This window comes from Streptococcus caprae, assembly GCF_042649745.1.
GTDB classification, from domain to species: Bacteria; Bacillota; Bacilli; order Lactobacillales; family Streptococcaceae; genus Streptococcus; species Streptococcus caprae.
The window spans coordinates 114,322-134,663 of the sequence record NZ_JBHRZV010000051.1 but is presented as its reverse complement, the minus strand read 5'-3'; the positions used below and the strand labels follow the sequence as shown (position 1 = coordinate 134,663).

The 20,342-nt window shown below is 46.0% G+C and carries 24 protein-coding genes and 1 pseudogene; 9 read left to right on the top strand and 16 right to left on the bottom strand.

Annotated elements, in window-relative coordinates:
• Positions 1-52 precede the first annotated feature (52 nt).
• The 11 genes and pseudogenes from scpB to ACFORF_RS09295 form a co-directional block, all read right to left on the bottom strand.
• Positions 53-643, bottom strand: a pseudogene (scpB, locus tag ACFORF_RS09345) (SMC-Scp complex subunit ScpB); the annotation flags it as partial.
• On the bottom strand, positions 621-1,346 hold the full coding sequence (locus ACFORF_RS09340; protein WP_380427609.1) for a segregation/condensation protein A: 726 nt from the start codon (positions 1,344-1,346) through the stop codon (positions 621-623). The gene ACFORF_RS09340 and the pseudogene scpB, both read right to left, overlap by 23 nt.
• Complete coding sequence (xerD, locus tag ACFORF_RS09335; RefSeq protein WP_380427607.1) at positions 1,336-2,085, bottom strand: site-specific tyrosine recombinase XerD; 750 nt, start codon at positions 2,083-2,085, stop codon at positions 1,336-1,338. Before xerD ends, ACFORF_RS09340 begins: the two co-directional genes overlap by 11 nt.
• A complete protein-coding gene (cbpB, locus tag ACFORF_RS09330; RefSeq protein WP_380427605.1) occupies positions 2,082-2,543 on the bottom strand; it encodes a cyclic-di-AMP-binding protein CbpB in 462 nt (153 codons plus the stop codon). The genes xerD and cbpB overlap by 4 nt, the downstream gene beginning before the upstream one ends.
• Positions 2,540-3,061, bottom strand: a complete 522-nt coding sequence (locus tag ACFORF_RS09325) for a metallophosphoesterase (RefSeq protein WP_380427603.1) — start codon at positions 3,059-3,061, stop codon at positions 2,540-2,542. The genes cbpB and ACFORF_RS09325 overlap by 4 nt, the downstream gene beginning before the upstream one ends.
• Complete coding sequence (locus ACFORF_RS09320) at positions 3,040-4,041, bottom strand: nucleoside-triphosphate diphosphatase (protein WP_380427601.1); 1,002 nt, start codon at positions 4,039-4,041, stop codon at positions 3,040-3,042. The genes ACFORF_RS09325 and ACFORF_RS09320 overlap by 22 nt, the downstream gene beginning before the upstream one ends.
• A complete protein-coding gene (gene racE, locus ACFORF_RS09315) occupies positions 4,038-4,832 on the bottom strand; it encodes a glutamate racemase (RefSeq protein WP_380427599.1) in 795 nt (264 codons plus the stop codon). Before racE ends, ACFORF_RS09320 begins: the two co-directional genes overlap by 4 nt.
• A gap of 171 nt (positions 4,833-5,003) precedes the next feature.
• On the bottom strand, positions 5,004-5,249 hold the full coding sequence (locus ACFORF_RS09310; RefSeq protein ID WP_380427597.1) for a YneF family protein: 246 nt from the start codon (positions 5,247-5,249) through the stop codon (positions 5,004-5,006).
• Between the two features lie 280 nt (positions 5,250-5,529).
• Entirely contained in the window at positions 5,530-6,786 is a 1,257-nt protein-coding gene (locus ACFORF_RS09305; protein ID WP_380427595.1) for a diaminopimelate decarboxylase, read from the bottom strand.
• A gap of 217 nt (positions 6,787-7,003) precedes the next feature.
• Positions 7,004-7,756 (bottom strand): esterase family protein, encoded by a 753-nt coding sequence (locus ACFORF_RS09300; protein ID WP_380427593.1) that lies wholly within the window; start codon positions 7,754-7,756, stop codon positions 7,004-7,006.
• A gap of 198 nt (positions 7,757-7,954) precedes the next feature.
• Complete coding sequence (locus ACFORF_RS09295; RefSeq protein WP_380427591.1) at positions 7,955-9,133, bottom strand: ATP-grasp domain-containing protein; 1,179 nt, start codon at positions 9,131-9,133, stop codon at positions 7,955-7,957.
• Positions 9,134-9,317: 184 nt separating this feature from the next.
• On the opposite strand from ACFORF_RS09295, the gene ACFORF_RS09290 reads away from it, so the two are divergent.
• Both ACFORF_RS09290 and ACFORF_RS09285 read left to right on the top strand, forming a co-directional pair.
• Positions 9,318-9,950 carry an MBL fold metallo-hydrolase gene (locus tag ACFORF_RS09290; RefSeq protein WP_380427589.1) on the top strand — a complete coding sequence of 211 codons (633 nt, stop codon included), beginning with the start codon at positions 9,318-9,320 and terminating at the stop codon, positions 9,948-9,950.
• Positions 9,951-9,953: 3 nt separating this feature from the next.
• A complete protein-coding gene (locus tag ACFORF_RS09285; protein ID WP_380427587.1) occupies positions 9,954-10,691 on the top strand; it encodes an alpha/beta hydrolase in 738 nt (245 codons plus the stop codon).
• 29 nt (positions 10,692-10,720) lie between these two features.
• Here ACFORF_RS09285 and ftsX read toward each other — a convergent pair whose 3' ends face one another.
• The 4 genes from ftsX to queG all read right to left on the bottom strand — a co-directional run bounded on the left by ftsX (position 10,721) and on the right by queG (position 14,712).
• Positions 10,721-11,647, bottom strand: coding sequence for a permease-like cell division protein FtsX (ftsX, locus tag ACFORF_RS09280; RefSeq protein WP_380427585.1), 927 nt, complete (start codon positions 11,645-11,647; stop codon positions 10,721-10,723).
• Positions 11,640-12,332: a cell division ATP-binding protein FtsE gene (ftsE, locus tag ACFORF_RS09275; protein WP_380427583.1), complete on the bottom strand. Its 693-nt coding sequence runs from the start codon at positions 12,330-12,332 to the stop codon at positions 11,640-11,642. Before ftsE ends, ftsX begins: the two co-directional genes overlap by 8 nt.
• Positions 12,333-12,405: 73 nt before the next feature.
• Positions 12,406-13,501 (bottom strand): peptide chain release factor 2 gene (gene prfB / locus ACFORF_RS09270; protein WP_380427581.1). Its coding sequence is split into 2 segments (ribosomal slippage): positions 12,406-13,428 and positions 13,430-13,501, totalling 1,095 coding nucleotides; the frame shifts between segments, so codons are not numbered across the junction.
• 86 nt (positions 13,502-13,587) lie between these two features.
• A complete protein-coding gene (gene queG / locus ACFORF_RS09265; protein WP_380427579.1) occupies positions 13,588-14,712 on the bottom strand; it encodes a tRNA epoxyqueuosine(34) reductase QueG in 1,125 nt (374 codons plus the stop codon).
• 381 nt (positions 14,713-15,093) lie between these two features.
• On the opposite strand from queG, the gene ACFORF_RS09260 reads away from it, so the two are divergent.
• The 7 genes from ACFORF_RS09260 (at position 15,094) to ACFORF_RS09230 (ending at position 19,595) form a co-directional block, all read left to right on the top strand.
• Positions 15,094-15,996, top strand: coding sequence for a Ppx/GppA phosphatase family protein (locus tag ACFORF_RS09260; protein ID WP_380427577.1), 903 nt, complete (start codon positions 15,094-15,096; stop codon positions 15,994-15,996).
• A gap of 458 nt (positions 15,997-16,454) precedes the next feature.
• Positions 16,455-16,895: a VOC family protein gene (locus ACFORF_RS09255; RefSeq protein WP_380427575.1), complete on the top strand. Its 441-nt coding sequence runs from the start codon at positions 16,455-16,457 to the stop codon at positions 16,893-16,895.
• 9 nt (positions 16,896-16,904) lie between these two features.
• On the top strand, positions 16,905-17,297 hold the full coding sequence (locus ACFORF_RS09250) for a VOC family protein (protein WP_380427573.1): 393 nt from the start codon (positions 16,905-16,907) through the stop codon (positions 17,295-17,297).
• 239 nt (positions 17,298-17,536) lie between these two features.
• Positions 17,537-17,767 carry a DUF1797 family protein gene (locus ACFORF_RS09245; protein WP_380427571.1) on the top strand — a complete coding sequence of 77 codons (231 nt, stop codon included), beginning with the start codon at positions 17,537-17,539 and terminating at the stop codon, positions 17,765-17,767.
• A 104-nt stretch (positions 17,768-17,871) separates the two neighbouring features.
• Complete coding sequence (locus ACFORF_RS09240) at positions 17,872-18,162, top strand: hypothetical protein (protein ID WP_380427569.1); 291 nt, start codon at positions 17,872-17,874, stop codon at positions 18,160-18,162.
• Between the two features lie 131 nt (positions 18,163-18,293).
• A complete protein-coding gene (locus ACFORF_RS09235; RefSeq protein ID WP_380427567.1) occupies positions 18,294-18,686 on the top strand; it encodes a transposase in 393 nt (130 codons plus the stop codon).
• 51 nt (positions 18,687-18,737) lie between these two features.
• Positions 18,738-19,595, top strand: a complete 858-nt coding sequence (locus tag ACFORF_RS09230) for a metallophosphoesterase (RefSeq protein ID WP_380427565.1) — start codon at positions 18,738-18,740, stop codon at positions 19,593-19,595.
• A gap of 448 nt (positions 19,596-20,043) precedes the next feature.
• Here ACFORF_RS09230 and ACFORF_RS09225 read toward each other — a convergent pair whose 3' ends face one another.
• A complete protein-coding gene (locus ACFORF_RS09225) occupies positions 20,044-20,277 on the bottom strand; it encodes an HIRAN domain-containing protein (protein WP_380427563.1) in 234 nt (77 codons plus the stop codon).
• Positions 20,278-20,342: the final 65 nt, after the last annotated feature.

Genomic DNA, 20,342 nt, shown 5'->3' with positions numbered 1-20,342 from the left:
CCATGTCTGCTTGTTCAGCCAAGAGTCCTGGTGTTACTTCCCCTGCGTCTACCTGAGTTTCCGACTTTACAAATCCTGCTTGGTCAGTCAAGGCTTCTTCTGTCCTAAAAAGGGAAGTTTCCTCATCCTTGAGTTCAATACTGGACACATCAGGCAGTTCTTCCAAACTATTGATTCCCATGAAGTCCATAAAGTAGTCTGTCGTCACATAGAGATTTGGCCGTCCCAGGACCTCCTTCTTACCATTTTCCTTGATAAGATCAAAGGCTTGCAGCTTTGCTATTGCACCACTAGAATTGACCCCCCGAATATCATCGACTTCAATCCGTGTAATGGGCTGCTTGTAGGCAATGATGGAGAGGACCTCAAGACTTGCCCGAGAGAGGGATTGGTTGGTTGGGGTTTTGGCATAATGGCGGAGCAACTCAGCATGCTCATCCTTGGTCACCAAGCGATAACGCCGCGAGGTTTCCACTAAGAGCAGGGCCGAATCCGAATCAGACTGATATTTTTTAGCTAGTTTATCCAGTTGCTGCATGAGGGCTGGCGCTGATAAATCCACCAGCTGGGCTAATTGCGCAGCGCTGAGACCTTCTTCGCCTGCCACAAAAAGCAGGGCTTCAATCTTGGCGAGATGAGACATGGACTTCCTTTCTTAAAATAACAGGCCCGAAAGGCTCTGCTTGCTCTACCTGGATGGCATGGACCTTAATCAGCTCTAAGGTCGCTAGAAAAATAGTGATGACCTCATTGATGGTCTGAGCTTCCATAAAAATTGACCCCAAGGTCAGACTAGACTGATCTTTAAAACGGTCCTCGATGACCACCATCATGTCCTCAATCTTAACATCATCACGCTCAATGACTGTGTGATTTTGCTTGATTTGTTGCTGTTTGGCAGCCATAATTTTTGAGAAAGCTAAGAATAAATCCATGGCTGTCTTGTCTTGGTTGAGGACCATGTCATCATAAATTAGTTCCTGCTTGGGTTTTGAAAAATGCAGGGCTCTCTGGTCATGCTGACTGGCCAACTCCTGGCTGAGTTCCTTGTAGAGGCGGTATTCCTCCAACTGGCTGAGCAAGAGCAGTTCAGGGTCCTCTTCCTCTGGCGTCTCTTCGACAACCTTAGGCAGAAGCCTCCGACTCTTAATTAGCATCAGCTGGCTGGCCATGAGCATATAGTCCCCTGCAATCTCCAACTTCATGGCCTGTAGGGTTGCGATATAGGCCAGATATTGCTCTATAACCTCAACGATGGGCACCTCATAGATGTCCATCTCATACTTAGAAACCAGGTGTAAGAGGAGGTCCAGGGGCCCTTCAAAGTCTTTTAATTTAATATCCATTGTGTTTGTAAAATTTTTCCAAGGTTAAACCCGTCTTCAGACCAAGCTGTCGCGCCAAATCAGCCTGAGACACTCCCTCTTCAACCGCCTTGAGAATAAAATCCTGACGCAATTTTTGAGGGGTCAAGTCAGGCTGCCCAAGCTCTTTGAGGAAAGCGGCTAAACTCTTGTTGAGCCATTGACGGGAATAGGCTTGACCAGCTCTCTCAAACAAGTAAGTCTCAGACTGTTCTAGCTGACTCAGCATGTCCACCAGGACTGGCGTCAGCTTGACCACGCGGACCAGAGCATCATTTTTCAAGGTCAGCACCTGAAAGTCCAGGTCAATCTGCTCCCATCTCAGCCCAATGATTTCACTCGGTAGAAGTCCTAGGTCCAAAATCAAGACTGCAATCACCTGACCTGGAGTTAAGACATCATAGGCATAAAAGGCTGAGCGGTCTAGTCGCTCCTTCTCCAAGGCTATCTGAACCGGCTTTTCCGCATTCTCCAGCCTAAAATAAGCATCCGTCAAGCCCTGACGGTACAAGTAATAAAGAAATTGGTTGACTGTGGACAGCTGACGCTTGCGGGCAGACGGTTTAAGGGAGACTAGCGACTGCTCATACAATTTCAGCCGCTCCGCATTGACCACACCACCTGTAAGGGCCAAAAATCCCTGCAAATCATACTGGTAGGCCTTGAGAGAATTAGCAGAAAGAGATTTGGTTGCTAGAAAGGATTGAATCAGTGGGTTCATTTAGGTTGAATCTCGTAGTGGTCGGTAAAGTCATGCAAAAGACTGTTGATAGCCTTGAGAATGGCCTTACGGGTAATGATTCCAAGCATGACACCATCCTTATCCAGAACAGGCAGAAAGGAAGTGTCGACAAGCTTATGCATAACTTCCGTCAAGGAAGCCATATCAGACACTGTCGGAATCCGAGTGTCAACCATGAGCTCGATGTCTAGCTTGGCCACCTGTTCAGAAGACAAACCATACTGGTTACGATACTTCATGATATCTCCCAAGGCAATGGTACCGACATAGTGTCCAGTCTTAGTAATAACAGGGACGCGCGAAAGACCACTATTGGCTAAAAGCAGAGTGACGTGCTCAACGTTATGACTATCGATAAAGATAGCCAAATCCTTGGCTGGAATCAGGTAGGTCCCAAGGTGACCGATTAGAAAATCTTCAAATTCTTTGGCAATCATCGTTCAAATACCTTTGATAAACTTGGATAGAGTTGGTGATTGAGGCTATAAAAATCAACAGAAATCTTGTCGTCATCAACGCCTACAAGAGCATACAGTTTCTCTTGAACCTCACCGCGAGGTTGGAGAACAGAGCCTGGGTTCACAAAGACTGTCTTGCCATTTTTCCAAGCATCAGCCCGATGAAGATGACCGTAAAGACAGACATCCGCATCCTCTGACTGAGCCAACAAATCCAATCGTTGCCAGCCAAAGTTAATGCCCTGCAAGTGTCCGTGGGTCTGAACCAGGGTCACCTCTCCGAAGTGACGAACATTCGTGTCCTCGTAACCATTATCATAGTCACAATTGCCACGAACTACCTCTATGCCAGACCAAATAGGATCGGTCGAAGGCAGTTCAGAATCTCCGTTGTGAAACAGGGCTGTGACCTTGCCTTGGTAGTGCTGCTTGATATCCTCGACAACGTGTCGGTCACCATGAGAATCACTCATAACTAGGAATGTGTAGCTTGCCATGTTGGAAATACCTCCAAAAGTTTTTGCAATGCTAGGGCACGATGGGAGTGCTCATTTTTATAATCGACACCGAATTCTGCAGAGGTCTTACCGGTCTCACCAACCAGGAAGAGCGGGTCATAGCCAAAGCCTTCCTCACCCTTAGGAGCAAAGGCAATATAGCCGTCCCAGTCTGCCTCGACAACCAAACTGTCTGCGCCAGGTTTGGCGACTACCAGCGTGCAGTGGAATTGGGCTGAGCGGTCCTTTTGGTCAAAGACCATGGCGAGTTCATGCAGCAGTTTCGCATTGTTGCTGGCATCGGTTGCTCCAGGTCCTGAAAAACGGGCAGACCAGACTCCAGGCATACCGCCTAGAACGTCTACCTTGAGACCGGAATCGTCAGCCAAGACCATCTTGCCAGTCAGCTCTGCTATGGTTTCCGCCTTAAGACGGGCATTCTCCTCAAAGGTCACACCCGTCTCTTCGACATCGGGTAAATCAGGATAGTCATTGAGGTTTTCGACCTTAAGTCCCAGACGCTCGAACATCTTACGGAATTCCTTGGTCTTACCTTCATTTTTCGTGGCGATGAGGATGGTGTCTCCAAAGTCAGACAAACCTTGCTCAGTCTGCCCGAAGAAATCATTCACCGTAACACCCTGAGCTGGCAAATGAACCAGGCGTATACGTTCACCTTCTGTCACCAAGATACTGCCCTGATGTTGACGAACTGCCAAATCACGACCAGTCTCCTGGGCAATCATCTCAACGATAAAGCGAATCAAATGGAAGTCACTGGCCATCTTGACAATCGTGACATCGTAACTCTCATCCTCAGCAACAGTTTCATCATTTTCGAGTAGGCGTCCCAGCTCATGGTTTAAGAAATAGAGTTCTTCACCCATCGTATCTCCTAAGAGAGTGATTAAACCAAGACCACCCCACTTACCGATGAACCAGTTCTGCTCGTCCTTGTATTCGTAAATCTTTTCTGTCATAGATCGACGTGCTCCACTTCTATTGCTTGTTCGAGCCAACTATCCGCAATCTCCTTAAAGGCCGCAGGACTGGCAGTGGTGTAAAACTGATGATGAACCTCGCCTGCCTGACGGCTGCGGTTAATCTGGAAATAATTGAGCAGGACGGAAATATCCCGCGCCGTCTCTGCTCCAGAGTCAATCAGACGGACATGTGGTCCCATTGCATTTTGGATGATGGGACTAAGAATAGGATAATGGGTACAACCCAAGACCAAAGTGTCCACCTGTCCCACCATGGGCTCCAGAGTCTCATAGACTACCTTTTTCGCCAAACTAGATTGGCTGGAATTGGACTCGACCAAGGGAACAAACTTGGGGCAGGCCAGACCTGTCACCTCCGTCTCTGGTGAGAGACTTTGAATTTTCTGGCGATAGATATCCGACTGGATAGTCATGGGAGTCCCTAGGATACCGATTTTTCCGGTTTTGGTTGCCTTAATCGCAGCGCTGGCACCCGGCAAAACCACACCCAGAACTGGAATATCTAGCTTTTCCTTGATTTCCTCCCAGACCACAGCTGTCGCAGTGTTACAAGCTAGGACAATCATCTTGACATCCTTGGTCAATAAAAAATTAACCAACTCCCAAGTGTACTCACGAATCTGTTCTGCTGGCCTTGGGCCATAAGGAGCCCGCGCCGAATCGCCGATAAAAATCACTTCTTCGTGGGGCAGCTGACGCATGAATTCACGTACAACCGTCAAACCACCGACACCCGAATCTAAAAATCCGATAGGCCTATTATCCACACGCCACTCCTTTCCACTAACTTTAATCCATAGCTGAGCTGACGATTATACTAGCCAAAACAGCAGGTTCCTCGTTCCAACCTAACCTGCACTGGTCCGACCCAGTCCAGCTTTATTCTCAAAACAAACCCAGCTGGCTTTGCCAACTGAGTTTGTTTCCATCTCATAAGCTTATTTTTTCTTTGCTTTAGCTGCTGCTTCTTTTTGTTGCTTGATAATGTTGCGGTAAACTTGTTGGATACGCGCTTCACTTGGTTTTTGACCACTTTGTGACATCATTTCACGGATAGCATCTGGTGTCAAACGTGGGTGCTCACCAAAGTCTTTTTCCACTTGTTTGCGCAGCGTATAAGCACCTGCAAAAAATCCACCAGCAAAAGCTGCAATCACCAAAATTACCCAAATCACGGTATTCATATTAATCCATTCTCCTCTAATGCCATCATATAGATGGCCTGTTTTTATACCCTAATAGTATATCAGATTTTCATAAACTTGACAAACTGTAAGTACAAATAGCAAGGCTCAAACGGCCCACCAGACCGTTTGAGCTTGAAAATCATACAAACTTTATTTGCTTCATTTCATTAAAACTGGAAAAACTGATGAAATCAATGAATTAGCCACCATCCAGTAATGGTTCATTAGAACTGAAACATCTAATAATCTAGGCTGAAGATTTTTAGCCCAGCCACATCTATTTCACCTCAAACTCAAAGCCGTCCAAGGTCACAAAGTAGTCTTCCATGGTTTCTGCCCGTCGAATCATGCGGGCTTTGCCATTTTCCTGCCAGAGAATCTCAGCTGAACGGAGACGGCCATTGTAGTTGTAGCCCATGGAGAAGCCGTGTGCTCCTGTATCGTGAATGATAAGGAGGTCGCCAAGCCGGGCCTGGGCAAGCTCACGATTTTTAGCGAACTTGTCGTTGTTCTCGCAGAGCGACCCCACCACATCAACCGTCTCAAGAGGTCCGTCAGGATTGGAAATATTGGTGATGTGATGGTAGGCGTCGTACATGGCTGGACGGAGCAGGTTGACTGCGCTAGCATCCACACCCACATAATGGCGGTAGGTGTCCTTAAGGTGGAGAACCTTGGTTACCAAATGGCCGTGGCTGGCCAGCATGTAGCGACCCAACTCAGTATAGATGGTCACATCCCCAAGACCATTTGGCACCAAAATCCGGTCAAAAGCCTCGTGGACCCCTTCTCCGATAACCGCAATATCATTTTGGCGATTCTCAGGCTTATAGTCAATCCCAATCCCACCAGACAGGTTGATAAAGCTCAGACTAACCCCAATCGTTTCCTTGATTTCTACGGCAAGGTCAAATAGCTGAGCTGCCAAGGTTGGGTAGTAAGCGTTGGTCACGGTGTTAGAGGCCAAGAAGGCATGCAGGCCAAATTCCTTAACGCCCTTATCACGCAAATCTTGATAGCCCTGCAAGAGCTGGGCCTTGGTCATCCCAAACTTAGACTCTTCTGGGTGATCCATGATGTCTGTTCCAAGAGCAAAGACACCACCAGGATTATAGCGGAGGGACACTGTTTCTGGCAGACCTGCCGCCTCTTCTAAAAAGGCAATATCTTCATAGGCGTCCAGGTTGATGGTCGCTCCAATTTCGCGAGCATAGACAAACTCTTCTGGACGAGTATTATTGGAGGTAAAACTGATATGCTGACCATCGAAGCCTACTTTTTTACTAAGGACCAATTCTGTATCTGTCGCACAGTCAACACCGCACCCTTCTTCTTGAAGGATTCTCAAAATAGCTGGGTTTGGAGTAGCCTTTACCGCGAAGAACTCCTTAAAACCTGGGTTCCAGGCAAAGGCCTTGTTTACTGCACGCGCTGTCTCACGGATCCCCTTCTCATCATACAAGTGAAAGGGAGTTGGAAACTCCGCTACAACTGACTCTAACTCTTCTTTGGTTACAAAAGGAACTTTTACCATATCCTACCTCTTCAATTTTTTTATTATTATAGTCGAATGAATTAGCTTTGAGACAAGGCCTCGAGACCCAGACAGTACTTGGGTACGGCAAGCCAAAAGTAACGATGCATCAAGGTTAATTCAAATGACTATATTATACCATAAAAGCAGAGCTGGGAAGTCTTACGGTCTCTGTCCTAAAAGAGACATCAACCTCAGACACAGCTCTGCTATTTTTTTATAGACGACCTTCTCCTTCAAGCACCCCCAAGAAATAAGGCATCTGCACGCGCCACCAGTCCCAATCGTGGGCCACATCCTGCCCCCAGTAATCGAACCAGCCTGGCACTGACTTGGCCTCAAAGGCGGCTTGGAGACGGCGGGTGTCCTCAATATGAGGTCCTTCCCAGGCCCCTTGGCCGACCGCAACGATAAAGCGATTTTGTCTGTAACGGCCCAGGAACCAGCTATCCTCTTGATTCCAAAGATTATCAATCGGAGAATTATGGTAAATAGCCTCATCCCCAAAATAATCTCCTGTAAAGAAACGGGCATCGTAGACACCAGAGAGGGCTACCGACACATCAAACAAATCAGGGTGACGCAGGGCGAAATTCACCGTGTGAAAAGCCCCCATAGAACAACCTGTCGCCATCATAGGCCCCTGCCAATCAGCCTCATAGCGGATAAGAGGAACAAATTCTTCAACGATGTAGCGGTCGTAAGCATCATGGGCCAGGGCCATATCGTGACCAGACTTACCTAAATTGAGCCAGGACTCGCTGTCGTAGGAATCAGGCGTGTAAAAACGGACTAGACCTCGGTCGATAAAGTCTTGACAGGCTTCAATCATACCAAAATCACCATATTCATTATGGCTTCCACCGGACGACGGGAAAACAATAACAGGTTTACCAGCATGGCCGTAAACATTAAAGTGCATTTCACGACCGAGATGGCCACTCCAGTGGCTGCGGGATTCAAAGTGCATAGGATTCTCTTTTCTTTTTTAGGAAATAGCAGAGCAGGGAATTATCCCTTGCTTGCTTAGGGGTTAATCATTGTTACTATCCGTCGAATGAATTAACCTTGAAACATCGTTATATTCGACTTGCCGTATCCAAGTACTGTCTGCATCTCAATGCCTTGTCTCAGAGCTCTTCATTCGACTATAGATTGCCTGACAAATCTAGTTCTTCTCGTGACAATAGGCAATCAATTCACGCATCTCGTCAATGGTTTCCGTACGGGCAAGAACACCTTCTTTACCCATAATCTTGGCAAAGACACCTGGAATGGACTGGACTGAGATGACCTGGTCCCCGTAGGCCCGCCAGATATCATCGATACTATTCTTGTAGTCCTTACCTTCCTTGCGGGCAATGTAGATACAGAAATAAGGGTGCTTGATGTCAGCTTCAAAGGTATTATCACGGACGATATTGGCATACTCAGCAAAGACATCAAAGTCGTTGGCATAGTTCCACATGTCAATGGTCGAACCGCCTGGCGGACGGCAGTTAACCTCAAGCGGAATAATTTCTCCCGTAGCCCTCACTCGGAAAAATTCAAAATGGAAGAAACGTTCCCTAACCTTAAAGGCTTGGACACATTTTTTCCCCATTTCAACCATAACTGGTGAGAACTCACGTGGAACATAGAAGAACATATCGTCGTTGCTATCAATCATAGAAAGAACAGCATCTGAATATTCCAGACCTGAGTAGAAGACAATATTGCCAGCATGGTCAGCCAAACCGTCGAAGGTAATGATGTCCCCATCAATGAATTCCTCCATGATGTAGTCTACACCCTCAGTCTTATAGGTGAAAAAGTCCTCCAACTCATCCGCTGACTTGATTTTATAGGTATCAGAAGCCCCAACGCCTGAGTTTGGTTTGATGATGACTGGAAACTTGAGTTCCTTGGCCAGCTTACGGGCCTCTTCGTCACTATGAAAGACTTGACCAGCTGCTACCTTGAGGCCGATAGAACGGAAGATTTCCTTCATCTGAGCCTTGGTCTTGATGGCCAGCATATCGTCGTTTTTATAACCAAAGACATTAAAATCGGTCCGCAAACGGGCGTCCAGCTCCAACCAGTATTCATTGTGCGACTCGATACGGTCGATTTTCCCATACTTGTGAGCAAAATAGGCCACCGCCCTGTAGACTTGGTCGTAGTCTTCCATGTTATCCACACGGTAATATTCGGTCAAATGGTCGCGGAGGCCTTGACTGAGTTCCTCGTATGGGGCATCCGCAATCCCAAGCGTCCGAAAGCCCTTCTCGTGAAGGCGGTGGGCAAAGGTCTCAAAATTTGTTGGAAAATGCGGCGAAATCATCACAAAATTCATCGGCTTACTCATAAAATTCTCTCTCCTAAACGATAATGCTCCTATTCTACCATAAAAAGGACAAGATTTCTAGGGAATTGTCAGAAAATATCGAATATAACAAATTATTGTCATCCCCCTCTTGCTATCGGCCTGCTCTGCTATTTACCCAAGAATATGATTTCCCATTTGTCCTGAAATTTGTTAGACTAGACCTATGAAAATTTTGAAATCTATCAATACGGTAGCAGGTGAGAACACCTACTTTTTAGAAAATGACCAAGCCCTGATTATCGTCGATCCTGGTAGCGATACAGAGACCATTTTAAGCAAGATCCGAGAGCTGGCTAAGCCAGTTGCCGCCATCCTCTTGACCCATACCCACTACGACCACATCATGTCCGTTGAGGCTGTTCGAGAGGCTTTTGATCATCCGCCAATCTATGTCTCTGAGAAGGAAGCCAGTTGGCTGACCAGTCCTGTCGATAACCTTTCTGGACTTGCTCGCCACGATGATATGGCTGATGTCCTTGTTGCCCCAGCTGAATTTACCTTTCAGTATGAGGAACCTTACGAGATTGCTGGCTTTACTTTTCGAGTCCTTGAGACACCGGGCCATTCCTGGGGTGGAGTCTCCTTTGTCTTTGACGAAGATGAGGCGGTCATCACTGGCGATGCCCTCTTTCGCGAGACGATTGGTCGCTGGGACTTGCCAACAGGAGACCATGACCAGCTGATTGAGAGCATCAAAACCCAACTCTTCACCCTGCCTAGTCATTATGCGGTCTATCCAGGCCATGGCATGAACACGACTATCGCCCATGAAAAGACCTTCAATCCCCATTTTTAAGAGATGAAACGATTTAAAAAAATTCTAATTGGTCTTCTCAGTCTGCTGGTGCTACTTGCTCTTGCAGGACTGATTCTGATTAAGACTAAAACCTACACTCCATCTGCTGAGGCCACAGCTATTAGCCAAACTGCAACGCAAAACACTGCGGACTACCTCTACTTTGCTAGCCAAGGCGGTAGCCAGAAACCCACAATTTTCTTCTACGCTGGTGGTTTAGTCGAAGCAGAAAGTTACAGCCCCTTGGCCCAGGCTCTAGCTGAAGATGGCTACCCAGTCTACGTCATTAAGAGCCTGCTGAATTTGCCTGTGCTTAACAGCGACAAGGGCCTCAAACTGATAGAGGAAATCCAACCGGACTCTTATCTGCTGGCAGGTCACTCTCTCGGAGGGGTTATGGCCAGTCAAAATGCCGCAGAGCTAGTTGAGGATGCGCATTTTAAAGGACTTATTTTGCTGGCAGCTTATCCTGCTAGTTCTACAGAGATGTCTGAAACAGACATCTCTGTCTTGTCCATTACCGCAAGCAAGGACAAGGTCCTCAACTGGACTAGCTACGAAGAGGGCAAGGCACGTCTGCCCCAAACGACAGACTACGTCAGCATAAAAGGCGGCAACCACTCCCAGTTTGGTTCCTATGGCCACCAAGCTGGAGATGGACAAGCTGCGATTAGCTCTGCTATGCAACTAAAAGAAATCCTAACAGCTATCGACCAATGGTCAACGACAAATAAAAACTGAGTTCTCCAAGGAGAAACTCAGTTTTTTTGTTAGACTTTGAGGTAGCGACGCATAGAGAGCACGGAACCAAAGGAACCAATGATAATTCCGATGAGGAGCAAGGCCCCAATCAGATAGTATACGTAAGGATTCATCGGATACATAGACAAGTTTTGACGGAGCAAGTTAGGGTTGAAGCTCTCGTAAGCAATCTTGTAGAGGAAGTAAACGATGGCAGATGGGATGATCGCACCAAGCAATCCTACCCAAGCCCCTTCAAGGAAGAAAGGCATACGGATATAACTGTTTTTTGCCCCTACCAAGCGCATGATTTGAATCTCACGGCTACGAGAAATAATGGTAATCCGAACCGTGTTAGAAATCAAGAAGATGGCAAGGATAAGTAAGAGAGCGGTTCCAAGTAATCCCCAGATACGGATAATGTTTGAAATCTTGAAAAGGCGTTCTGTATTGGTGCCACCATAATCGACAGAGTCCACACCTGCAATCTTCGAAATTTCCTCTGCAACCGTCTTAACATACTTTGGATCTGAAGTGTTGACGATATAAACATCCTGAAGTGGATTTGAGTCTTCATCAAAAAGTTTCCAGGCATCACCCATGGCTTCTTGAAGTTTAGCTAACTCAGTGTCCTTGCTAGAATATTCGATACTATCAACATGATCAAGTGCCATAATTTGGTTGTAAACCGCATGGTAACTTTCATTGGCGACTGTTTCTCCCTTATCATTGGTAAGGGTTTCTTGGAAATCAGTAGAATCAACCAAGAGGTAGGTATTTACTTGGATATTGTTTTCGATACCTGTTGCCAGGCGTTCAGTGTTCAATAGCACAGCAGCAAAGATACCGACTAAGCTCAAGGTAATGCTAACTGTAGAAATAGCAACGATGGTCATCCAGCCATTACGCTTTAAGTTTTTGATGGATGACCATAAATGGCGGAAAAATCTAATCATTGTAACCGTAGTCTCCTTCCTCTTCATCGCGGACAATGCGTCCATCTTCAATCGCAACGACGCGGTGACGCAGGGTGTTTACGATTTGACTATTGTGGGTCGCCATAAGAACGGTCGTCCCTTGCAAATTAATACGCTCTAATAACTGCATAATTTCCCATGAAATTTCAGGGTCCAAGTTACCTGTTGGTTCATCCGCAATGAGAAGTTTTGGATTGTTAACAATGGCACGCGCAATGGCAACTCGCTGTTGCTCACCACCGGATAATTGGTCTGGGAAAGACCGCATTTTATGCTTAAGGCCAACCAATTCCAATACTTCTGGCACTCGTTTTTTAATGATTGAACGGCGCTCGCCAATTACTTCCATAGCATAAGCGACATTTTCAAAGACAGTCTTCTTAGGCAGAAGCTTATAGTCCTGGAAAACCACCCCAACGCTTCGGCGTAACAGTGGAACCTGCTTGTTTTTAAGAGCCGTCACATCAAACTCACCAACTGTGAGTGAACCTGTCGTCGGACGCTCTTCTCCGTAGAGCAAGCGAATGAGCGAAGACTTCCCGGCCCCAGAAGGGCCGACAAGATAAACAAATTCACCCTGGTTGACCGACAAGGTCATGTCGCGCAAGGCTGTTGTTGAACGGTGGTACTTTTTCGTCACACCTTTCATTTGAATAAGAGCCATAATGTTTCCTTTACTTTATGTATTATTGTGGGAGCCATAGCTGAGCTTCCCGAGAATGTAGACGAGAACTGACTTAGTCCATCCGCCACTTGAGGTAGGCATCGATAAAGCCTTCGATATCGCCATCCATAACCTTATCGACCTGTGCCACTTCAAAGCTGGTTCGGTGGTCTTTGACCATGGTGTAGGGCGTGAAGACGTAGGAACGAATCTGACTTCCCCAGGTGATCTCTTTCTTATCACCTTTGAGGGCAGAGACTTCTTCTGCCTTCTTTTCCTGCTCCAACTGATAGAGTTTAGCTTGGAGCATCTTCATTGCACGATCCCTGTTCCCGTATTGGGTCCGATCGACGGTAGAGGCCACAACGATTCCTGTTGGAATATGGGTCAAACGTACCCCTGTTGAGACTTTGTTGACGTTCTGACCACCAGCACCACCTGAGCGGAAGGTGTCCATCTTAATGTCGTCATCTCGAATCTCGACCTCAATGGTATCATCCAACTCTGGCATGACTTCCACAGAGGTAAAGGAAGTGTGGCGACGTTTGGCCGAATCAAATGGGGAAATGCGAACCAGACGGTGTACTCCCATCTCAGACTTGAGAAAGCCGTAGGCGTTTGGTCCCTCAAAGGAGAGGGTGACAGACTTGATTCCTGCCTCATCGCCTGCCTGATAGTCCAAGGTCTCTACCTTAAAGCCCTTGGCATTACCAAAGCGCGTGTACATACGAAAGAGCATTTCTGCCCAGTCCTGGGCCTCAGTTCCTCCTGAACCTGGATGGATTTCCATGATGGCATTATTGTGGTCATAGGGCTCAGACAGGAGCAGGGTCATTTCATAAGAGGTCATGACCTTGTCCAATTTGGTCAAGGTCTCTTCCAGCTCCTCCTGAAGGTCTGGATCCTCATCCAACATCTCTAACAAGAGTTCAGCCTCTTCAGATTGGCTATCCATATCATGGAAGGTCTGGTACTTGAGCTTGAGCTCATTGAGTTCTTGTGAAGTCTTTTGCGCTGCTAGATTGTCATTCCAAAAGTCTGGCTCAGTCATTTGGTTTTCTAAGAGGGCAATATCCTCTTCCAAACGATCTAAGTCAAAGAGACCTCCTGAAGCTAGTCAACTTCTCTTTGTTTTCTACTATTTTTTGACGGATTTCTGCGATATCCATAAGTATTTCCTTTCGATCATGTTGTCTGCAAGTGCAGGAAATGCCTTACCCTTGCGAATTCAAATTCATATTTTACCACAAACAGGCTAGTTTTGCCATGTTTTAAGTACATTATCCCTTTCAAGGATGATATCAGGATTGTCCGAGTCCACTTCACGGACAAAAGCAATCATGTCATCTGTGGGACGCTTGATGATTTCACCCAGGGCCCAAATAGCAGTTGCCGTATGAATGGGATTGTTGTTTTTGTCGATAATTTCTAGCAGTTTGACCACTGCTGTCTTGTCGTGGGCGTTGGCTAGGGCGATAATGGCATTGCGTTGAAGAATATTTTTCCCCCGCCAAGATCCTGCAATTTGGCCAAATTTCTCCTTAAAGGTCCCATTGGTCAACTCTAAAAAAGGGATGAGTTCTGGCTGGGCTAGTTCAGGGTCAATCTCGCTGGCCAGAGGATTGTCAATGCCCTTATTATAGGGGCAACAAATCTGGCAGATATCGCAACCATAGATGACCGTCTTTATTTTCTTACGAAATTCTAGGTCCATCATCCCCTTATCCTGGGTTTGAAAAGATAGGCAACGTTTGGCATTCATAGTCCCATCCCCAATCAGACAGGAGGTCGGGCAGGCCTCAATACAGCGATTACAGTCCCCGCAGTCATAGTCCACAGGCTGATCGGGCTCGATATCCAGATTGGTAATCAATTCCCCCAGGTACATGTAAGACCCGTACTCTTTAGAAATAACGAGACCATTTTTCCCGATAAAGCCGATACCTGCCCGTCTGGCGACAGCCGTATCGACCAAGGCCCCGGTGTCAACCATGGCCTTGTGCTCCAAGGGATAATCCTTACAGAGCTCTCGGATGCCCTCAGCTAGTCGATTGAGCTTGTCCTGGAGGACATAGTGATAATCCAGGCCCCAACTATTGGGCGTAATCTTGCCTCGCTTGTACTGGGTTTTGGGCGGCTGAATGGGAAGTTTGTGGGGATAGGCCACAGCTATCGAAATAATGGTCTTGGCAGAAGCCAATGACAGCTTAGGATCAATCCGTTCCTCAATAACCTTGTGCTCAAAGCCTGAGGTCCGTCCCTCTTCTACCGCTGCCCTCAGGGATTTTTCAAGGTAGGCAAAATCATCGGCCGTTGTAAAGCCGATTTTTGAAATTCCAATTTCCTTGGCCAGAGCCTGAATTTGTCCCTTAATATCCATACTACTATTTTAAAGGAAAAGCGCAAGGTCTGCAAGACGATTCCCTTACAAAATGTGTCTTTTGTGACAAGGGAGTAACAGTCTTGCTAAACTTTCCCTAACCAAATTCCACTCAATACTCGATTAACATTTAATACTCTTCCAAAATCAAAATGATAGGTCGTTAGGGTCCCTTTCCTAACTCTCTTAAATTTGCGTCAACCTGCCTTGTCTATTTAGATTTTGAGTGAGTTTAAAATTGACCTAGCTCCTTGACCCACATATCTTTTGATCTGGGTGGAGACCTGATGACGTCTGATTTTAAACTTTTTATAGAGTATAAGTTTCCTTAAAGAATGTCCTGCTATGCTATTGCCCAAGAAACACAAAGGAGGTCTTCTTATGAATTACGGTATCGTTGACATCGGTTCAAACACTATTCGACTCAATATCTACCAGGTCCAACGTGGGCGCTACTCAGTCCTCTTCACTAAGAAATATACCATCGGCCTGGCCGCTTACGTAGAAGATAGCCAACTCAGTCCAGAAGGCTTGGCCATCCTCTTAGAAACCCTAACAGAAATCAAAAGCATCCAAACCATCGTGACAATGCAAGCCCTACATGTCTTTGCGACAGCCTCCCTGCGCAATGTTACCAATCAAGACGATATTCTCGAGGCGGTTCAAGACCAGCTCGGCATCAGCATCGACCTTCTCAGTCAGAATAACGAAGCAGACCTAACCCACCTGGGAATCCGCGAGGTCTTCGGTCTGGAGGACGGCTTGTCTATCGATATTGGTGGGGGTTCGACGGAAATTGCTCTATTTGAAAATGGCAGAGCAATTCAGGATGTCTATCTGGATAAGGGCAGCCTCAACCTTTATAAGCAAGCCATTTCTGACATCCTTCCCACTGTCCAAGAAGTCATCAGCATCCACAAAACGGTCACTGAACTAATCTTAGACCAGGATCCAACAGGAACCTACCCGACCATTACGGGAACTGGCGGAGCCATCCGAGCTGTTGGAAAGGTCATCAAAAAGCTTTATCGTACCGGTGATGCTACCCATTTCACCCGCCAACAAGCCGAGAAACTATTGACAGGACTACTGGTCAAGGACAAGAAAACCCTCACTACCGTCCTTAAGGTAACTCCCGAGCGTATTCATACCCTCACACCCGGCTTGATTATCCTCCTAGAAACCATGAGAACCTTCAACAGTCAAGAAGTAATCCTCGTTAGCACCGGCATCCGAGAAGGCTATCTCAAAAAGCTTTTGATGGATAAGCAAGAATGGGCCTAAAATAGAAGCATCCACTAGGTCAGACTCTGAACACATTAAACTATCGTGGAAAGAATCCATCCATGTTTCCTAATTTCAGATAAAGCCGGGGACTCTTTCCCACACCAGGTTCCTAAAAGGCAAGACAACTAATGACTTACTAGATGCGAAAAAAATTCTGTATCTTATATTAATTTTACTTCTAAGAAAAGGCATTCCCCGCTCCATGTCACGTAAGGGAACACCAGCGGACAATGCCTGCATCGAACGGTTTCATTCCATTTCAGGAAAATGGCTGTTTAAAAGTGTTTTTCTTCAGCCCCATTATTGGGATGCAGTGCCTAGCGATTTTTCTTTTATTTCTAAAGTTCATCAACTACTGATGGGACATCGGTATCATCATTTCAAATCTTTTGCGAGAAAGTTTAGCTTTAAACGTGTTATAATGAGCTCTAAACAATTTAAGGAGAACATTACTTTTGATTAAATCTATTGAACTTTACCTGGTGACTGACGGAAATGGCTTAGGGGCTGTTGACTTTTACAAAGATGTTTTTGATGCTGAAGTGGTAGCAGTGACGACCTTTGGTCAAGCCATTCCAAATACACCAGAAGAAAAAAGTCATTTAGTCCTCAACGCCAACCTTAATATCAATGGCATTCGTTTGCAGATTTCAGACAACAATCCTGACTACCCTTATATCCAAGGGACTAATATGACCGCCTGCATTCAGCTAGATAGTGCTGAAACAGCGACTGCGCTTTACAAAAAACTTAGCCAAGACGCCAAGGAAATTCAGCTGGAACTTCAAGAGACGCCTTGGAGCCCGGCCTATGGCATTGTGGTCGATCAGTTTGGGATGACCTGGCAGATCAACACTGACATTGCAGGCTTTGAGTCACAAACTGTCCAATTTTAAGGAGAGGTCATGTTTACAGAACAGTTCTCGCTGATGCTCTATGTTGCTGATGTGGCTGCCGAACAGGCCTTTTGGGAGGCAGTTGGTTTTGAGATTTTAGCAACAAGTGAGCAGATGGGCTACCAGAGCTTCGAGATGCGCTCACATGCCAAAAGTAGCACAACCATTACGGTATACGACAAGGCCTTTATCCAACAGGTCTCGCCTGAGGTAGCGGATCATGTGCCTAGTATTCTCTTTGAGAGCGACGACATTTATGCCTTGCAGGCAAAAATAGCAGAGCAGACCGACACCGCAAGCCCTGTCCAAACGGAACCCTTTTTGACCTTTAACTTTGCCAGCCCAAGTGGGCAGTATTTTGCGGTTAAAGGGCGCTCATCAGATGGGTCAACCACCAACTAAGGGAAATTTAAAGAGCGTTTCGATAACGGCAGCTTGTTATCCTAGTCGCTGGTTTTTCCACGATAGTCTGTTCGGAAGTTGTAAGGTCAAACCATGTACTAGTCCTTTTGGAGCTCCTTATTGTGCCTAAGAGGCTCGTCCATGAGTAAAAATGGTTCATTTTAGCGATTTTACTTTTTATTCCAGGTATTCCATAGTAAAAGTAAGAAGGTAATTATAAGAACGAGGGGAATAATCTGATGGAATCACATTTGGTAAGAATCATTAATCGCTTAGAGTTTATGGCGACTGATGGTGGTAACTTAAAACGTAATTTTGAGCGTGACGATGTTGTGGTGGCAGAAGTGGCTTTCAGCAACGCCCCTGAAAATGGTCCGACCTTTACCTTGCGTGATGTGACGGCTCGCGAAACCTATACCTTTGACAGCATTGACCTCATTACGATGGAAATCTACGACTTGCTGTATTAAGCAAAGATGAGACGACTGCGCTGTGGCACTTGTCCCCACAAAATGAGACATCAGAAAAACACTCCTGTTGAAATCTAGCAAACTAGAAACAGGAGTGTTTTATTATGGTTAAACAAGCCTATTCGGTAGAAACTAAGTTAGCCTGTATCGAGATGAAAAAAGCAGGCAAAAGCAATAAGGTCATCAAAGAGACTCTAGGGATTAAAAATAATAGTCAAATCTATACTTGGATGAAGTGGCACGAACAGGATGAAATGCACCGCCTTCATCAACCTGTAGGAAAACAATATACCTACGGCAAAGGGATGAAGCAACTATCTGAAGTAGAACAGTTGAGATTACAAGTGGAACTGCTAAAAAAGTATCGAAGCTTGATAAGAAACTCGACAAAGTAAGTCTTATCAAGCTAGTGGATGACTACAAGAAATTGTATCCAGTGTCCCTTAATCTAGACTGTTTCGATGTCAAACGCTCCACCTTCTACCGTTGGAAATCTGAAGGGATAAGGACAGAACAAAGAGAGGAAGTGATAGATAAAATCGAGCATCTCTGTATGGAAAGTCAGTTCATCTACGGTTATCGTACCATCACTCGACTGCTCAAGAAGAGTTTTGATCTCGTCGTGAATCGTAAGAAAGTCTATCGTATCATGAAGGAAAAGGGCTGGCTCTGTCGAACACGGCCTAAGAAGACGCCCAATTTAGGAAAGCCATACTATGTGACAGAAAATCAGCACAAGGTAGCCTTCTACTTCCTCGAATTTTATCAAGCTTTCTCGCGTGAGCTATTACCCGATGGCATTGAGCTATCTGGCCAGGCCCAAGAAGACTTCCGTAGCATTGAGGAACTCAGCAATTCGCCAGAGCTCATTGAAGCCCTAAAGCAAGTGAGAGGTCTGCTTTCAGGTGGCTATTTCTAATCTTCTACCCTTTGTCTGGCAATTGATACCATTCTGTGCTACACTCTTAACATGACACGTTTAGCCATTATGAGCGATTTGCACATCGATTCCAATCACTTTGAGGAGGATGAGTTGCAAACCCTGGTCCAGGTTTTGCGCGACCAGAAGATTGACTATCTCCATATCGCCGGAGATATTTCCAATGACTTTGAAGGGCTGTCCAAGCCCTTTTTGGAGCGATTAACTAAAGATTTTGAAGTGACCTATAACTTGGGGAACCACGACATGTTAGGCCTTTCCGAGGAAGCCATAGCAGAGCTGGACTTCCAGCAGCATCAGATTGGCCAGGCGACCCTGATTAGCTTTGCCGGTTGGTACGACTACTCCTTCAACCCAGAAATTTCCTACAAGGACAACCTTCGCCATAAAAACCTCTACTGGTTTGACCGAAAACTCAAACGCCCTGCAGATGATATCATGCTGACAAAAGCCAGCCTTGAACAATTGAAGGACCTAGTCTCTAGCCTTTCAGGTCCCATCATTGTGGCCATGCATTTTGTCCCCCACTCCCATTACCAGACCCCCTATGCTAAGGTCGATTTCCTCAACAGTTTTCTGGGAAGTCAGTCCTATCACGAAGTCTTCAAACAGCACCAGGTCCAAGACGTTGTCTTCGGTCACATTCACTGGCGAGAAGAACCTCATGTGTTTGACGGGGTGACCTATCACGTTAGGCCCCTAGGCTATGTGCGTGAATGGCAACTCGTTAGAGATTTCTTCCACTTACACCCTGAAATCCCCTACAACCGTCAGCAGTCTCCTTCAAAACGCTTCAATGCCGTCAAGCACTTATCCGAGTTCCAAGCCTACAAGGCCCAGCATCTCTACAAGGAATTCACAAGTGCCATGACCATTTTTGACCTGTAAAAACACTTATAACCATTAGAAACCAAAGTTCTGATTGAGATTAATAGCGCCAATGGACACTTAAAACTAGAATTCAAATCGACAATATCTGATTGAACAGAGTAAGGCGAGAAAATAGATAAAAAGAGGCTCGAACAAACGTTCGCAGCTTCTTTACTTTCTTCGATATCCTTACAAGACATAGTAGTCTGGGACCTTTCAATCTGGCTTTGTCAGCTTAGAAATTCGTCTACTATTAGGTACTTCAGAAGCAAGCAACCTCAGCCAAGTAACATTTTTGCTCAAATTCCACGCTTCAAAAATGTCTAATTTTAACATCAAGCTGACCTGAATCCGCTCCCACTCCTTTTTTATCGCTCATTTTGTCGCTCATTTTGTCGCTCAAACTATAATTACGAGCACAATAAAAAATGAAGAGACCTGCTCTTCATTTTAGACAGTGTAGCGACTAGCGCTTGTCCTTGAACTTGACCACCACACGCAACTGCCGCTCGGGGTGCACTGTTAAATCCACCATCTGAACACGCGCCTCTAAGATAGAACTATGCCCATAAAACAACATTCGGCTGATCAATGTATTGCGATCCTTGGGAATATAACCCAGTTTTTTTCCTTTATAAAACAAGGCCACTGCCTCTGAATCATACGGATTGGTCGGCTCCGCCACCAAATCCAAGTACACGCCCGGCTTCAGTTCATCCAGAACCTCGCTCCCCTCGCTTCTCTCTTATTTCGAGGAAGCGAGCT

Excerpts from the sequence above, each read along its gene's own strand:
- ACFORF_RS09340 (WP_380427609.1), bottom strand. The coding sequence starts at position 1,346 with ATGGATATTAAATTAAAAGACTTTGAAGGGCCCCTGGACCTCCTCTTA.
- xerD (WP_380427607.1), bottom strand. The coding sequence starts at position 2,085 with ATGAACCCACTGATTCAATCCTTTCTAGCAACCAAATCTCTTTCTGCT.
- cbpB (WP_380427605.1), bottom strand. The coding sequence starts at position 2,543 with ATGATTGCCAAAGAATTTGAAGATTTTCTAATCGGTCACCTTGGGACC.
- ACFORF_RS09325 (WP_380427603.1), bottom strand. The coding sequence starts at position 3,061 with ATGGCAAGCTACACATTCCTAGTTATGAGTGATTCTCATGGTGACCGA.
- ACFORF_RS09320 (WP_380427601.1), bottom strand. The coding sequence starts at position 4,041 with ATGACAGAAAAGATTTACGAATACAAGGACGAGCAGAACTGGTTCATC.
- ACFORF_RS09310 (WP_380427597.1), bottom strand. The coding sequence starts at position 5,249 with ATGAATACCGTGATTTGGGTAATTTTGGTGATTGCAGCTTTTGCTGGT.
- ACFORF_RS09305 (WP_380427595.1), bottom strand. The coding sequence starts at position 6,786 with ATGGTAAAAGTTCCTTTTGTAACCAAAGAAGAGTTAGAGTCAGTTGTA.
- ACFORF_RS09300 (WP_380427593.1), bottom strand. The coding sequence starts at position 7,756 with ATGCACTTTGAATCCCGCAGCCACTGGAGTGGCCATCTCGGTCGTGAA.
- ACFORF_RS09295 (WP_380427591.1), bottom strand. The coding sequence starts at position 9,133 with ATGAGTAAGCCGATGAATTTTGTGATGATTTCGCCGCATTTTCCAACA.
- ACFORF_RS09290 (WP_380427589.1), top strand. The coding sequence starts at position 9,318 with ATGAAAATTTTGAAATCTATCAATACGGTAGCAGGTGAGAACACCTAC.
- ACFORF_RS09285 (WP_380427587.1), top strand. The coding sequence starts at position 9,954 with ATGAAACGATTTAAAAAAATTCTAATTGGTCTTCTCAGTCTGCTGGTG.
- ftsX (WP_380427585.1), bottom strand. The coding sequence starts at position 11,647 with ATGATTAGATTTTTCCGCCATTTATGGTCATCCATCAAAAACTTAAAG.
- ftsE (WP_380427583.1), bottom strand. The coding sequence starts at position 12,332 with ATGGCTCTTATTCAAATGAAAGGTGTGACGAAAAAGTACCACCGTTCA.
- queG (WP_380427579.1), bottom strand. The coding sequence starts at position 14,712 with ATGGATATTAAGGGACAAATTCAGGCTCTGGCCAAGGAAATTGGAATT.
- ACFORF_RS09260 (WP_380427577.1), top strand. The coding sequence starts at position 15,094 with ATGAATTACGGTATCGTTGACATCGGTTCAAACACTATTCGACTCAAT.
- ACFORF_RS09250 (WP_380427573.1), top strand. The coding sequence starts at position 16,905 with ATGTTTACAGAACAGTTCTCGCTGATGCTCTATGTTGCTGATGTGGCT.
- ACFORF_RS09245 (WP_380427571.1), top strand. The coding sequence starts at position 17,537 with ATGGAATCACATTTGGTAAGAATCATTAATCGCTTAGAGTTTATGGCG.
- ACFORF_RS09240 (WP_380427569.1), top strand. The coding sequence starts at position 17,872 with ATGGTTAAACAAGCCTATTCGGTAGAAACTAAGTTAGCCTGTATCGAG.
- ACFORF_RS09230 (WP_380427565.1), top strand. The coding sequence starts at position 18,738 with ATGACACGTTTAGCCATTATGAGCGATTTGCACATCGATTCCAATCAC.